The organism is Pseudomonas sp. LS.1a (genome assembly GCF_022533585.1).
GTDB lineage: Bacteria > Pseudomonadota > Gammaproteobacteria > Pseudomonadales > Pseudomonadaceae > Aquipseudomonas.
Genome location: NZ_CP092827.1, coordinates 4,857,094 through 4,870,477, shown reverse-complemented (window position 1 = coordinate 4,870,477; position 13,384 = coordinate 4,857,094). Strand labels below are relative to the sequence as shown.

Annotated in this window: 12 protein-coding genes; 6 read left to right on the top strand and 6 right to left on the bottom strand. The window is 64.5% G+C overall.

Annotation, left to right across the window (positions count from 1 at the left end):
- Nucleotides 1-34 precede the first annotated feature (34 nt).
- Nucleotides 35-1,012 carry a GTPase gene (gene yjiA, locus MKK04_RS22495; protein ID WP_233694104.1) on the top strand — a complete coding sequence of 326 codons (978 nt, stop codon included), beginning with the start codon at nt 35-37 and terminating at the stop codon, nt 1,010-1,012.
- Here yjiA and MKK04_RS22490 read toward each other — a convergent pair.
- The gene (locus MKK04_RS22490) at nt 972-2,459 is read right to left on the bottom strand and encodes a methylenetetrahydrofolate reductase C-terminal domain-containing protein (protein ID WP_241106000.1); all 1,488 of its coding nucleotides are present in this window, start codon (nt 2,457-2,459) and stop codon (nt 972-974) included. The genes yjiA and MKK04_RS22490 overlap by 41 nt on opposite strands.
- A gap of 315 nt (nt 2,460-2,774) precedes the next feature.
- On the opposite strand from MKK04_RS22490, the gene metE reads away from it, so the two are divergent.
- Together metE and MKK04_RS22480 are read left to right on the top strand one after the other, a co-directional pair.
- Complete coding sequence (metE, locus tag MKK04_RS22485; protein ID WP_241105999.1) at nt 2,775-5,066, top strand: 5-methyltetrahydropteroyltriglutamate--homocysteine S-methyltransferase; 2,292 nt, start codon at nt 2,775-2,777, stop codon at nt 5,064-5,066.
- A 173-nt stretch (nt 5,067-5,239) separates the two neighbouring features.
- The gene (locus MKK04_RS22480; protein ID WP_241105998.1) at nt 5,240-5,959 is read left to right on the top strand and encodes an SDR family NAD(P)-dependent oxidoreductase; all 720 of its coding nucleotides are present in this window, start codon (nt 5,240-5,242) and stop codon (nt 5,957-5,959) included.
- A 63-nt stretch (nt 5,960-6,022) separates the two neighbouring features.
- On the opposite strand, the gene MKK04_RS22475 is transcribed toward MKK04_RS22480, so the two are convergent.
- Nucleotides 6,023-7,201 carry an acetyl-CoA C-acetyltransferase gene (locus tag MKK04_RS22475; protein ID WP_233687078.1) on the bottom strand — a complete coding sequence of 393 codons (1,179 nt, stop codon included), beginning with the start codon at nt 7,199-7,201 and terminating at the stop codon, nt 6,023-6,025.
- Nucleotides 7,202-7,376: 175 nt separating this feature from the next.
- On the opposite strand from MKK04_RS22475, the gene MKK04_RS22470 reads away from it, so the two are divergent.
- Both MKK04_RS22470 and MKK04_RS22465 read left to right on the top strand, forming a co-directional pair.
- Nucleotides 7,377-7,643 (top strand): PepSY domain-containing protein, encoded by a 267-nt coding sequence (locus tag MKK04_RS22470; RefSeq protein ID WP_063913395.1) that lies wholly within the window; start codon nt 7,377-7,379, stop codon nt 7,641-7,643.
- The gene (locus tag MKK04_RS22465) at nt 7,640-8,176 is read left to right on the top strand and encodes a cytochrome b/b6 domain-containing protein (protein WP_233687076.1); all 537 of its coding nucleotides are present in this window, start codon (nt 7,640-7,642) and stop codon (nt 8,174-8,176) included. Before MKK04_RS22470 ends, MKK04_RS22465 begins: the two co-directional genes overlap by 4 nt.
- A gap of 55 nt (nt 8,177-8,231) precedes the next feature.
- On the opposite strand, the gene MKK04_RS22460 is transcribed toward MKK04_RS22465, so the two are convergent.
- Genes MKK04_RS22460 through MKK04_RS22445 form a run of 4 tightly spaced genes read right to left on the bottom strand, consistent with a single transcriptional unit; the run spans nt 8,232 to nt 12,354 of the window.
- Nucleotides 8,232-9,329 carry an agmatine deiminase family protein gene (locus tag MKK04_RS22460; protein WP_241105997.1) on the bottom strand — a complete coding sequence of 366 codons (1,098 nt, stop codon included), beginning with the start codon at nt 9,327-9,329 and terminating at the stop codon, nt 8,232-8,234.
- Between the two features lie 3 nt (nt 9,330-9,332).
- Complete coding sequence (locus MKK04_RS22455; RefSeq protein ID WP_241105996.1) at nt 9,333-10,418, bottom strand: extracellular solute-binding protein; 1,086 nt, start codon at nt 10,416-10,418, stop codon at nt 9,333-9,335.
- A gap of 2 nt (nt 10,419-10,420) precedes the next feature.
- Nucleotides 10,421-11,317, bottom strand: a complete 897-nt coding sequence (gene aguB, locus MKK04_RS22450) for an N-carbamoylputrescine amidase (RefSeq protein WP_207836475.1) — start codon at nt 11,315-11,317, stop codon at nt 10,421-10,423.
- On the bottom strand, nt 11,314-12,354 hold the full coding sequence (locus MKK04_RS22445) for an agmatine deiminase family protein (protein WP_241105995.1): 1,041 nt from the start codon (nt 12,352-12,354) through the stop codon (nt 11,314-11,316). Before MKK04_RS22445 ends, aguB begins: the two co-directional genes overlap by 4 nt.
- Nucleotides 12,355-12,489: 135 nt before the next feature.
- On the opposite strand from MKK04_RS22445, the gene MKK04_RS22440 reads away from it, so the two are divergent.
- Nucleotides 12,490-13,350: a LysR substrate-binding domain-containing protein gene (locus tag MKK04_RS22440; RefSeq protein WP_207836471.1), complete on the top strand. Its 861-nt coding sequence runs from the start codon at nt 12,490-12,492 to the stop codon at nt 13,348-13,350.
- Nucleotides 13,351-13,384 lie beyond the last annotated feature (34 nt).

Below are 13,384 nucleotides of genomic sequence, written 5' to 3'. Positions count from 1 at the left end.
CTTCAAAATTCTCACTGCACAGGAGATGTTCTGCGTGCAGACGCCTATTCCCGTAACCGTGCTCACTGGCTTCCTCGGTGCCGGCAAGACCACCTTGCTCAAGCACATGCTCAAGGCCGAGCACGGCCTGAAAATCGCCGTGATCGAAAACGAATTCAGCGAGGCCGGCATCGACAGCCAGCTGCTGGGCGACGAGCCGGTGCAGGTGATGACCCTGGCCAATGGCTGTGTGTGCTGCAGCATCCACGGCGACCTGACCCGCGCCTTGTACCTGCTGCTCGAACGCCTGGATGCCGGCGAGATCGCCTTCGACCGCCTGGTAATCGAATGCACCGGCCTGGCCGACCCGGCGCCGGTGGCACAAACCTTCTTCATCGACGAGGAACTGCGTGAGCGCTATATCCTCGATGGCATCCTCACCCTGGTCGATGCCGCCCACGCCGAGCTGCACCTGACCCAGACCATCGCCCAGGCCCAGGTCGGCTTTGCCGATCGCCTGCTGCTGAGCAAGACCGACCTGGTCGAGCCCGCTGCGGTCGAGGCCCTGCGCGAGCGCCTGGCCCGCATCAATGGCCGGGCCGCGATCCGTGTGGTCGAGCATGGTCGCATCGACCTGGCTGAACTGCTGGATGTGCGTGGTTTCAACCTCAACCCCGATCTGGGCGCGAACCTGCGGCCGGCGCTGCGCCCGCTGCTCAAGCCCGCTACCCCGGACCGGATCTCCACCTTGGTGCTGCGCACGGAAACCGCGCTGGACATCGACCGCCTCAGCGACTTCATGAACGAACTGCTGGAAACCCACGGCAAGCAGCTGCTGCGCTACAAGGGCGTGCTGAACATTGCCGGTGAAGCGCGCAAGCTGGTGTTCCAGGGCGTGCTCAAGCTCTACGGCTTCGACTGGGATGCCGAGTGGGCCGAAGATGAAACCCGCGAGAGCGTGATGGTGTTCATCGCCGACGAATTGCCCGAAGCTAGGATTCGGGCTGGGTTCGAGGCGCTGGCTGCGGGCTGAGCTGACGCGGTGTCTGGGCCTGGAACCACTGCGGCCATGAACTGCGGTGGCGTGTCTCCAGCTCGATACACGGGATCAGGCGCTCGGTCAGCAGCGCCGTTTGCCGCACCGCCTTGGCAGTGCGGTACTTGGCGCTGTGGATGCACTCGCGGTCGCCGAACTCGCAGCGGTTCAGCGCCGTGCCGCCGCAGGGGCCATTGGCCAGGCCCTTGGGGCAGGTTTCCGGGCAGATGTACAGGGTGTCCTCCAGGCGGCAACGGCCGCAGGTGTCGCAGCCTACCAGCGGGTGCTTCACCGCGTGTTCCACCTTGTGCAGCACCCGCGCGCCAAGGCGTGTAGTCCACAAAGGCTGGCGCACGGCCCAGCCAAATGCCTTGCTCAGGCCATTACGGCGGCTGAACAGCAGCGAATGCATGCCGTGCATCAGGTGATAGCGCGCTTTTTCTTTGAACGACGCATCGACCCGTGACTCGCCCTGGCGCCAGCTCGCCTGTGGCGGGTGGAAGCTGACTGCCGGCAGACCGGGCATCTGCCAGCTGGCATGCCAGGCCGGCGCCCATTGTTCCAGCGTGTGGATTTGCGCCTGCCAGTGCTCGATGCGTGCTTCCAGGGCCAGCAGTTGCTTGAGTTCGTGAACCCCCGACAGATGCACGCCGGCATAGCCCATCAGCTTCACGCCGATGATCTGCAAGGCCAGGCGGTCGATGCTGCGCGCCTGGGCAAAGGCCTTGGACTGCGCCGCTTCCGCTTCGAGCATGTCGCGCATGGACGGCGTGACGGTCACGCCCGCCACGTGCTCGAGCATCGTCGCCCGCCCGTGGGTGAGGCTCATCAGGCAGGCCAGCATCGGCCTGGGCGTGGCCTGGCGGCTCATCCAGTGCATGGCTTCCTGGTGTTTGCCAGCATCGAAACCCAGTTGCAGGGTGAGGAAGTCGGCGCCTGCCGCCAGCTTTTTCTCGGCCTTGAAGTATTGGGCACCGCCTTCTTCCTCGCAGTACTTGAACGGGTTCAGCGCAGCGCCAAGCAGCCAGTGCGGGCAGGCCTGGCGGGCGATCTGCAGGGCTGCGACCGATTCCAGGTAGCGCACCGGGCGCTGGCCAGGCTGGTGGCCGGGCAGGCGGTCGCCGGTGAGCAGCAACAACTGGTCCAGGCCGGCGGCATCCATGCGTTGCAGTTGGGCGAGCAGGTGGTGGCGTTCGCGGTCCTTGCCGGAGAAATGCGGCAGGGCGGGTACCGGGTTGCTGAACGAGGCGAGGGCGTCCAGTGGCGACATGTCCAGCGGGCTGCCGACGCGGTCGCCAATGGCCACGGTCATTGGCCAGCCGCACAGGTGCGCACGGGCCAGGATCGCCTCCATGGCGGCGAAGCGTTCTGCGGAGGCTTTGGGGACGAACTCCATGACGCAGACGAAGGTGTTTTCGCGCAGCGCGGTTTTCAGCAGGCTCATGGGGCCGGGTACCTGGTGTGGTCAGGGTGGCATTGTGCGGCAGAAGGCGGGTGAGGTCATGTCCGAATGCGCAGGGTGGTGCTCTGAATGAGACATCCAAGGTTGCCTGTAGCGGCCCTTTCGCGGCTAAAGCCGCTCCCACAGGGTGGCGCGGTACCGGTGGGAGCGGCTTTAGCCGCGAAAGGGCCGGTACAGGCAGCACAACAACATGAACATGAGTAAATCTTGAGTTCATCTCAAATTTAATGAGTTTGTCTCAAGATGCAAGCATCCGGAAAATCCCCTCATTCATTTATGCATGCTGAGGGACAAGACATGGCACTGGCACACAACCTGGGCTTTCCACGTATCGGTCGCGACCGCGAACTGAAAAAGGCCCTGGAAGCCTACTGGAAGGGTGAACTCGACGAAGCCGGCCTGCGCGCCGTCGGCCGTGAGCTGCGTGCCCGCCACTGGCAGGTGCAGAAAGACGCCGGCATCGAACTGCTGCCGGTCGGCGACTTCGCCTGGTACGACCAGGTGCTGACCCACTCGCTGACCTTCGGCGTGATTCCGCAGCGTTTCCGCAGCCAGGACACTGCCAGGCCGACCCTGCAGACCCTGTTCGCCATGGCCCGTGGCGCCGTGGGTGACAGTTGCTGCGGTGGCGCACACGCCCAGGAATTGACCAAGTGGTTCGACACCAACTACCACTACCTGGTCCCCGAATTCACCGTCGACCAGCAGTTCGCCCTGAGCTGGGAGCAGTTGTTCGAAGAAGTGGCAGAGGCCCAGGCCCTGGGCCACGCGGTCAAGCCGGTAGTAATCGGCCCGCTGACCTACCTGTGGCTGGGCAAGGCCAAGGGTGGCGATTTCGACAAGCTGGAGCTGCTCGACCGCCTGCTGCCAGTGTATGACCAGATCCTCAACCGCCTGGCTGCCCAAGGTGTGGAATGGGTGCAGATCGATGAGCCGATCCTGGCCCTGGACCTGCCTCAGGACTGGAAGAACGCTTACGAGCGCGTCTACAACATCCTTCAGCGGGCGCCACTGAAAAAGCTGATCGCCACCTACTTCGGCGGCCTGGAAGACAACCTGGGCCTCGCCGTCAACCTGCCAGTCGATGGCCTGCACATTGACCTGGTACGGGCGCCCGAGCAGTACCCGACCATCCTCGATCGCCTGCCGGCCTACAAGGTGCTGTCGCTGGGCCTGGTCAACGGCCGCAACGTCTGGCGCTGCGACCTGGAAAAGGCGCTGGCGGTACTGCGCCATGCCCATGAGCGCCTGGGCGAGCGGCTGTGGGTGGCGCCGTCCTGCTCGCTGCTGCACAGCCCGGTGGACCTGGCCCGTGAGGACCAGCTCGATGCCGAACTGCACAGCTGGCTGGCCTTTGCCGTGCAGAAGTGCCAGGAAGTGGCGCTGCTGGCCAAGGCCATCAATGTTCCGCAAGCCGACGACGTGACCACAGCACTGGCGCAGAGCCAGGCCGTGCAGGCCAGCCGCGCCGCTTCGCCGCGTATTCACAAGCCTGCCGTGCAAGCCCGCCTGGCGGCCATCAAGCCCGCTGACAGCCAGCGTCAGTCGGCGTTTGCCCAACGTATCGTCAAGCAACGTGCGGGGCTCGACCTGCCGGCGTTCCCGACCACCACCATCGGCTCGTTCCCGCAGACCTCGGCGATTCGCCTGGCACGCCAGGCCTACAGGCAGGGCAAGCTGACCGAGGCCGATTACGTCGAGGCCATGCACAGCGAGATCCGCCATGCGGTGAAAACCCAGGAGGACCTGGGCCTGGATGTGCTGGTACACGGTGAGGCCGAGCGCAACGACATGGTCGAGTACTTCGCCGAGCAGATCGATGGCTATGCATTCACCCGCTTCGGCTGGGTGCAGAGCTATGGTTCGCGCTGTGTGAAGCCTGCGGTAATCGTTGGTGACCTGAGTCGGCCGAAGGCCATGACCGTGGAATGGATCAAGTACGCCCAAGGCCTGACCAGCAAGGTGATGAAGGGCATGCTGACCGGCCCGGTGACCATGCTGATGTGGTCGTTCCCGCGTGAAGACGTGAGCCGCGAAGTGCAGGCGCGCCAGCTGGCTCTGGCAATCCGTGACGAAGTGGTCGATCTGGAAGCGGCGGGTATCAGGATTGTGCAGATCGACGAAGCGGCTTTCCGTGAAGGCCTGCCGCTGCGCCACGGTGCCTGGGCCCACTACCTGGAGTGGGCCACCGAGGCCTTCCGCCTGTGTGCCTCGGGGGTGCGTGACGAAACCCAGATCCACACCCACATGTGCTACAGCGAGTTCAACGACGTGATCGAGTCGATCGCGGCGATGGATGCCGACGTGATCACCATCGAAACCTCGCGGTCGGACATGGAGTTGCTGGCGGCGTTCGAGCGCTTTGCCTACCCCAACGAGATCGGCCCGGGTGTGTATGACATTCACTCGCCACGGGTGCCGACCCGTGAGGAGATGGTCAAGCTGCTGCGCAAGGCTGCCCGGCGTATCCCGGCCGAGCGTCTGTGGGTCAACCCGGATTGCGGGCTGAAGACCCGTGCCTGGCCGGAGACCGAGGCCGCGCTGATCAATATGGTTGCCGCTGCTCGTGAGTTGCGCGCTACCGCCTGATCATTTACTGCCGGTACCGGCCTCTTCGCGGGTAAACCCGCTCCCACAGGGACCGTGCATATCTTGAATGCAGTGGTGCGCCTGTGGGAGCGGGTTCACCCGCGAAGAGGCCGACACAGGCACTACAAACTCCTAGAATGCCGACTTCAATCAAATCGACAGGAAGTGATGCGATGCGAGTTCTGGTAGTCGGCGCCAGCAAGGGCCTGGGCAAGGCGTTCATGGAAGGTTTGGGTAAACCGGGCGACACCTTGATTGGTGTGTCGCGCAACAAGCCAGCGGCAGTGAGCGTTGGCAAGGATGTCCAGGCCCAGTGGATCGAGGCCGATCTCGGCCAGCCGGTCGCCGCCGTCGAGGCAATTTTCCGCGTGCTGGCCGAGGGTGGCGTGGATACGCTCATTTATAACCTCGGCCTGTGGGAAGCGGAGGCCTTCGAGGCGCACTACAGCTTCCTCGATGATCGTGATGTGGAATTGCAGCGCATGGTCGATTGCAACATCACCGCGACCATCCTGCTGATCAAGCGCTTGCTGCCGTTGCTGCTCGAAAGCGGAAAACCACGGATCATCCTTACCGGTTCCACCTCGGGCCTGCCCCAGAGTGGTCGCCCTGAAGTGACTTTCGCCGCCTCCAAATTCGCCCTGCGCGGCATCGCCGAGGCATTGCGTGAAGGTTATCGCGGGCAGGGGCTTGGGGTGACGTGCCTGAACCTGGGCTACCTGAATACCGAGGATGGCCTGGATGTGCCGTTGCCCGAGGCTGCAGCACGTGGGGAAGGGGGGCTGATACCGCTGCATGACGTGGTGCTGATGGTGCGCACGCTGCTGGAGTTGTCGGCGGCGAGCTATGTGCGCGAACTGACCCTACCGGCTATTGCCGATGAGCGGTTCTGAAGCCTGAGGTTACTCAGTAAGCAGGCCCGGCCTCTTCGCGGGCCTGCTCATATCAATCCGAGATCACCGCTCGATTGCCAAGGCTACCCCTTGGCCGCCACCAATGCACAGTGTCGCCAGGCCTTTCCTGGCATCGCGCTTGATCATCTCGTGCAGCAGGGTCACCAGCACCCGGCACCCGGACGCACCAATCGGGTGGCCGAGGGCAATCGCCCCGCCATTCACGTTGACCCGCGCGGCATCCCATTCCAGCGCCTTGCCCACGGCCAACGCCTGCGCGGCAAAGGCTTCGTTGGCTTCGATCAGGTCTAGCTCGGCCAGTTGCCATCCGGCCTTGTCCAGGCAGCGCTGGGTGGCCGAAACCGGGCCAATGCCCATGATCGCCGGGTCTACGCCGGCACTGGCATAGGCCGCGATCCTGGCCAGCACCGGCAGGCCCAGGGCCTTGGCCTTGGCGGCGCTCATCAGCAGCACGGCGGCGGCGCCGTCATTCAGGCTTGAGGCGTTGCCGGCGGTAACGCTGCCGTCCTTCTTGAACGCCGGGCGCAGTTTGCCCAGGGATTCGGCAGTGGTATCCGGACGCGGCTGCTCGTCCCGCGCGAAGACTTTGGGTTCTCCCTTTTTCTGCGGCAGCACGATCGGGGTGATTTCATCATCGAAGCGGCCGGCCTCTATCGCGGCCACTGCCTTGCGCTGCGACTCGGCGGCGAAGGCGTCCTGCTGCTCCCGGCTGAGGCCGTACTGGTCCACCAGGTTTTCGGCGGTGATACCCATGTGATAGTCGTTGAAGGCATCCCACAGGCCGTCGGTGATCATGCTGTCGATCAGCTGGCCATGGCCCATGCGCTGGCCGGTGCGGGCCGAGGGCATTACGTAGGGGGCAAGGCTCATGTTCTCCTGGCCGCCGGCGATTACCACCTCGGCGTCACCGCAGCGGATGGCCTGAGCGGCCAGGTGTAGCGCCTTGAGGCCCGAGCCGCAGACCTTGTTCAGGGTCAGTGCCGGTACGCTGAAGGGCAGGCCGGCCTTGATCGCAGCCTGGCGTGCCGGGTTCTGCCCGGCGCCGGCGGTAAGCACCTGGCCGAGGATGACTTCGTCGACCTGCGCCGGGGCCAGACCGGTCTGCTCCAGCAGGCGCTTGATCACGGCGGCACCGAGGTCTACTGCAGGCACAGTGGCCAAGGCGCCCTGGAAGCTGCCGATGGCGGTACGGGTTGCAGCGACGATGACCACGTCGTTCATGTTGTTGTTCTCCGTGCGATGGGCGTAATGCCTCAAGCATCGGTGGCTTTGGCTCATTTGTTAAGTTTGTTTTTCTTTGCGATTGATGTGCAAAGCAAATGAATGAGCGTAAAGCGGCGTGCAGAACTATGCTAAGGGATGCGCTACTACATTCATCTGGATGGAGTTCACGCCCATGCGTACATTGATCGCGCTGACCCTTTTGATTGGCAGCAGCACAGTATTCGCCGCCACCGAATGCACCACCGCCGACAAAAGCACCTGGCAGGATCAGGAAAAATTCCAGGCGCAGCTCAAGGAGCAGGGCTACAAGATCAACAAGTTCAAAGTCACCAAGGGCAACTGTTACGAGATCTATGGTTTCGACAAGGATGGCAAGAAGGTCGAGATCTACCATGACCCAGTGACTGGCAAGGCAGTCAAGAGCGAGTACCACGAGTGAACAGCGACGGCACGGTGCAGCTGTGGGATCCCCTACTGCGGCTGTGCCACTTGTCGATGGCCGTGGTGTTTTTCGCCAACTACTTCTTCAACGAAGCGGGAGAAGACTGGCACCAATGGTTGGGCTATTACGCACTGGCCGTTGTGGTGGTGCGTGTGATCTGGGGTTTTGTCGGGCCACGCAGCGCGCGCTGGGCCGACTTCTGGCCAACCCCGGCAAGCCTGGTCGGGCATGCCCGGGCGCTGCTGCATGGGGAGCTTGACCATCACATGGGGCATTCGCCGATTGGCGCCCTGGTGATGGTGCTGATGATGACCGGCATCGCCGGTCTGGGCCTGACCGGGTGGGCCTCACAGGAGGTGGACGCGCTGTTTGGTGTCGACTGGCCGTTGGACCTGCACAGCTGGTTGGCCAACGCGGTGCTGGTGCTGGTTTGCGTGCATGTGCTGGGCGCTATCTACGAGAGCGTGCGCATGCGGGAAAACCTGCCGTGGTCGATGATCACCGGGCGCCGTCGGCAGCCCCGCGATTGACAGTGCCGGCCTCTTCGCGGGCTTGCCCGCGAGAGGCCAGCACAGGCAGCATCTGCTACACCGCCGGGCACTGATGGGTCACACAGTGAATCCCCCCACCCCCGGCAGCAATGGCATCGATATCCAGCTGCACGATATCCCGCCCCGGATACAACGCCGTCAGCAGCCCCCGCGCTTTCTCGTCCGCCGCCCCATCGCCAAACTGTGGCGCAATGATCGCGCCATTGAGCACGAAGTAATTGATGTACCCCGCGGCAAAGTCGTCATTGCCTTTGCTGAACCTGTTACGCCGCCCGTGCAGCGGCGGCGACACGACATGCACCTGCAACTTGCGGCCCTCGGCATCGGTGGCCCGTTTGAGGATCTCCAGGTGCTGGCGCGTCACGGCGTAGTCATACGAGTCCGGGTCGTTATCCAGGTTGGCAATCACCACCCCTGGCCTCACGAAGCGGGCATAGAAGTCCACGTGCCCGTCGGTGATGTCCTGGCTGGCGATGCCCGGTAGCCAGATGATCTTGCTCAGCCCCAGGCGCTCCTTGAGCTCTGCCTCGACCTGCGCCTTGCTCCAGCCTTTGTTGCGGTTGGCATTGACCCAGCTGCTCTCGGTCATGATGCCGGTGCCGTGGCCGTCCACTTCGATGGCGCCGCCTTCACCCACCAGGGCGCTGCGCTGGTAGCGGGCGCCGGCCAGCGTGGTGACGCGTCTGGCCAACTGGACATCGTTGCTGTGACGCTGCTTGTTGCCCCAGCCATTGAAGTTGAAGTCTACCGCCGCCAGGGCTCCGTCATCATCGACGACGAAGTTGGCGCCGATGTCGCGCATCCAGATGTCGTCCAGCTCGCACTCGACGAAACGTGTGCGATGGCTGCCACAGTGCTGCTCGGCCAGCTTGCGCTCGCTGGCCCGGCAGAACACTGTCACCGGCTGATAGCGCGCGATGGCCTGGGCGATGCGACCGAGGGCGGCCCGTACATCGGCGGTGAAATCCTCCCAGATCGCATCCTGGGCACCAAAGGCGATGAACGCGCGCTGCTGCGGCTCGCCTTCGTCCGGCATGAACCAGCGTCCGGGTTCTTCGGCACGGGCCAGGCCCAGCGGCAGGCCGAGGCTGGCGACCAGCGACAGTTGCAGGAAGGTTCTACGGCTTGGCATGGCTCAGTCCTGTGCAGTCTTGAAACGTGTCCACACGCGCATGCGTGCGCGCATGTCGGCCTGTGGGATATCGCGGCCCGGGATCAGCCGGGCATAAGTGGCTTGGTCGAGGTAGATATCGGGGTTGTCGCGCATGCGCGGGTCCACCGCCTGGCGTGCCTTGGCGCTGGCGGTGGGGTAGCCGGTGAAGTTGCTGATGGCCGTCATGTTCGCCGGGCGCATGACGAAATTGATGAAACGATAGGCGTATTCCGGGTGCTTGGCATCGGCCGGGATGGCCATGGTATCCATCCACACTGTGGTGCCCTGGCGCGGCACGCGGTACTGGAAATCGAGATGCTTGCCCGCGGCCTCGGCGGTACGCTGCGCCTGGATCACATCACCGCTGTAGCCCAGTGACAGGCACAGGTTCTCGTTGACCAGTTCGGTCACTGGTTGCGACTGGAATTTGCGTATGTACGGGCGAATCGCCTTGAGCAGTTCACTGGCTGCAGCCAGATCTTCGCGCTTGGCACTGCGTGGCTCGCGGCCCAGGTAGTTGAGGACCACTGCCAGCACTTCGTCGGGCGAGTCGATGACCGAAATGCCGCAGTCGGCGAACCTGGCGGCCAGCTCCGGCTTGAACAGCAGGTCGAGGTTGTCCAGCGGCGCATCGGGCATGCGCTGGCGGACTTTGTCGGTATTCACCGTCAGACCGATGGTGCCCCAGGTGTAGGGCACGGTCGCCTGGCTGGCCCTGGGGTACCGGGCGTGCAGCTGGCGCAGCCCGGGCTCGATGTCGTCAAGGGCCTCCAGGCGGCTGTGGTCCAGTGGCTGCAGGCTGCCGGCGCGCATCAGGCGCTCGGCGACGGTATCGCCGGGGAAGACCAGGTCGTAGCCACTGCGCCCGGACATCAGCTTGGCCTCGAGCACTTCGCTGCCGTCCATCACATCGTAGATTACCTGGATGCCGGTTTCGGCTGTGAACTGCTTGAGGATGTCCTCGGCAAAATAGTCGGCCCAGTTGTACAGGTGCAGCACGGGCTGCTCGGCCTGGGCCTGGCAGGCGCAGACGGCCAGCGCCAATGCAGCTAGAGTGTGGCGTTTCATGCTCAGGCCCTCAGGGTGTGTGGGAGGCGGCCGTCCAGGGTCAGCAGCGTGGCGTACATTTCCGGGCGGCGATCGCGGTAGATGCCCCAGCTCAGGCGGTCTTCCCGCATGCCGGCCAGATCCAGGTCGTGCAGCCAGATGCCGCTGCTGTCGCGGTCGGCTTCGGCAAGCATGGCGCCCTTGTGGTCGCAGATGAACGACGAGCCGTAGAAGCGCATGGCCAACCCGGCATCGCTGGCGGCGACCTCCTCGCCCACGCGGTTGGCCGCTACCACCGGCAGCAGGTTGGCGGCGGCATGGCCGCGCATGGCTACCTGCCAGTGGTCGCGCGAGTCCAGGTCGGCACAGCCGGGCTCGGAGCCGATGGCGGTGGGGAACAGCAGCACTTCGGCGCCCATCAGTGCCAGGCAGCGGGCGGTCTCGGGGAACCACTGGTCCCAGCAGATACCGATGCCCAGGCGGCCAAAGGCGGTGTCCCAGACCTTGAAGCCGGTGTCGCCGGGGCTGAAGTATTCCTTCTCCTGGTAGCCGATGGCGTTGGGGATGTGGGTCTTGCGGTATACGCCAAGCAGGCGGCCGTCGGCATCGGCCACGGTCAACGAGTTGAAGAAAGCATTGCCTGCGCGCTCATACCAGCTCAGCGGCAGCACCACGCCCAGCTCGCCGGCCAGTGCGGCGAAGCGCTGCAGGATCGGGCTGGCGGGGTAGGGCTGGGCGAGGGCCTGGTGCTGGTGGTCTTGTTCGATGCAGAAGTACGGGGTGGCGAACAGTTCCTGCAGCAGGATCACCTGGGCGCCTTCGGCGGCGGCCTGGCGTACCAGTTGTTCGGCGCGGTCGAGGTTGCCGGGCAGGTCCCAGCTGCACGGCATCTGGGTGGTGGCGACGCGCAGCAGGTTCATGGCTGCACCTCGGGCTGTTGCTGGGTGATGCAATGAATGCCGCCACCGCCATGGGCAATGTGGTCGATGCGCACCGGTACGATCTCCCGCCCCGGGAAGGCGTGGGCCAGTTGCGCGGCGGCTTCCTGGTCGGCGGCGATGCCATAGGCCGGCATGATGATCGCGCCGTTGGCAATGTAGAAGTTGGTGTACGAGGCGCAGAATACCTCGGCGTCCTGGTCGACGGCGGCGCTGGCTTCATACAGATCGAGCAGTTCGAAGTGCCGGCCTTGGGCGTCGGTGGCCAGTTCCAGGGCGCGGCGGTTTTCCCGCACCACTTCGGCGTACACCGAGTGCTGGTCATGGATGGCGTCGACCAGCAGCACGCCAGGGCGGGCGAAGGCGCATACGCCGTCGATGTGGCCGTCGGTCATGTCGCCGGTGATGTACTGTGGGTCGCCTGGTAGCCAGATGGTCTTGCGGATGCCCAGGTAGCGGGCGAAGCAGGCCTCGAACTCGGCCTTGCTCACACCAGGGTTGCGGTTGGGGTTGAGCAGCACCGACTCGGTGGTGATCAGAGTGCCTTCGCCGTCCACATGAATCGCCCCGCCTTCGTTGCGCAGCGATGTGCTGAAACCGTCCAGGCCCAGGTGGTCGAGGATGCGCCGGCCAAGGCTGCGGTCCTGGCCGTGTCGAGACTTGCCACCCCAGGCGTTGAAGCGCCAGCTCAAACCGGCCAGGCCATGCTGTGGGTGGCAGATGAAGCTCGGGCCGCTGTCCCGGCACCAGCTGTCGTCCACGGTCATTTCGACCAGCTCGATATTGGCGCCGCAGAGGGCGCGGGCGCTTTGCAAGGCCGAAGGGTCGACCACCATCTTCACTGGCTCGAAGCGGGCGATGGCCGCCGCGACCCGGGCGTAGTCCTGCTGTACGTCGGCCAGGTGCACGTGCCAGCCGCTTTCCCACAGGGCCTGGTTGTGCGGCCAGACCATCCAGGTTGCAGCGTGGCGGGCCCATTCGGCGGGCATGCGCCAGCCGCTGTCGAGGGACAGGTGCATAGTGAACTCCGATCTATTAAGGATTTTTATCAACGAAGCCCGCCGTCGCGGGTGTTGAGGTCCATGCTATGGCTAGGCCTGGCCGACGACAAACGATAGATTTAGCGCACATCTGATCAGCAGGGCTTATCAAACATGCTCAAACACTGGCCACCCCTGAATGCCTTGCGCGGCTTCGAGGCCGCTGCGCGGCTGGGCAGCTTTCACAAGGCCGCCGAAGCGCTGAACCTGACCCAGTCGGCCATCAGCCAGCAGATTCGCAGCCTGGAAACCTACCTGGAGCAGCCGCTGTTCCACCGCAGTGGCCGAAGCGTGAGCCTGACCGACGCCGGGCACGACCTGCTCAGCACCACGCAATCGCTGCTGCAGCACCTGGCCGTTGGCATTCGCCGGCTCGACCAGTACCGCAAGCCCAACCAGCTGGTGGTCAACACCAGCCCGGCCTTTGCCAGGCACTGGCTGCTGCCGCGGCTGGCCGACTTTCATCAGCGCTGCCCGGATGTCGACTTGTGGTTGTTCACCAGTTTCGAAGTGCCGGAGATGGCGACCGAGACCATCGACCTGGCCATCCGCGACGACCTCAGTGCCCAGGCCGAGTGCAGCTTCAGCGTGCTGCACCAGGACCAGCTGTACCCGGCCTGCCACCCGGCATTGCTGCAAACGCCGATGTCGCGGCGCACCACCTTGCATGGCGAGCGCGAGATGGACTGGAGCCACTGGCAGCTGGAGGGGGGCGAGGACGTGGGGCAGCAGGGCAAGGGGCTGAACTTTTCCGACCCCGGGCTGCTGCTGGATGCGGCGAGCGAGGGGTTGGGGGTGGCCCTGGTCAGCCAGTTGCTGGCGCGGCGGGCGGTGGAGGAGGGGCGTTTGCAGGCGTTGTCGGCGCAGCGCGTGCGTGGGCCGGCGTGGGCTTGCCTGGTGCATCGGGATAGCCAGGATGATCCGTTGGCCCGGCAATTCCTGGAGTGGCTGAAAGAGGCTCTCTTGTCAGATTGATGTTGCCAGTGCCGGCCTCTTCGCGGGTGAACCC

Excerpts from the sequence above, each read along its gene's own strand:
- MKK04_RS22490 (WP_241106000.1), bottom strand. The coding sequence starts at position 2,459 with ATGAGCCTGCTGAAAACCGCGCTGCGCGAAAACACCTTCGTCTGCGTC.
- metE (WP_241105999.1), top strand. The coding sequence starts at position 2,775 with ATGGCACTGGCACACAACCTGGGCTTTCCACGTATCGGTCGCGACCGC.
- MKK04_RS22480 (WP_241105998.1), top strand. The coding sequence starts at position 5,240 with ATGCGAGTTCTGGTAGTCGGCGCCAGCAAGGGCCTGGGCAAGGCGTTC.
- MKK04_RS22475 (WP_233687078.1), bottom strand. The coding sequence starts at position 7,201 with ATGAACGACGTGGTCATCGTCGCTGCAACCCGTACCGCCATCGGCAGC.
- MKK04_RS22470 (WP_063913395.1), top strand. The coding sequence starts at position 7,377 with ATGCGTACATTGATCGCGCTGACCCTTTTGATTGGCAGCAGCACAGTA.
- MKK04_RS22460 (WP_241105997.1), bottom strand. The coding sequence starts at position 9,329 with ATGCCAAGCCGTAGAACCTTCCTGCAACTGTCGCTGGTCGCCAGCCTC.
- MKK04_RS22455 (WP_241105996.1), bottom strand. The coding sequence starts at position 10,418 with ATGAAACGCCACACTCTAGCTGCATTGGCGCTGGCCGTCTGCGCCTGC.
- aguB (WP_207836475.1), bottom strand. The coding sequence starts at position 11,317 with ATGAACCTGCTGCGCGTCGCCACCACCCAGATGCCGTGCAGCTGGGAC.
- MKK04_RS22445 (WP_241105995.1), bottom strand. The coding sequence starts at position 12,354 with ATGCACCTGTCCCTCGACAGCGGCTGGCGCATGCCCGCCGAATGGGCC.
- MKK04_RS22440 (WP_207836471.1), top strand. The coding sequence starts at position 12,490 with ATGCTCAAACACTGGCCACCCCTGAATGCCTTGCGCGGCTTCGAGGCC.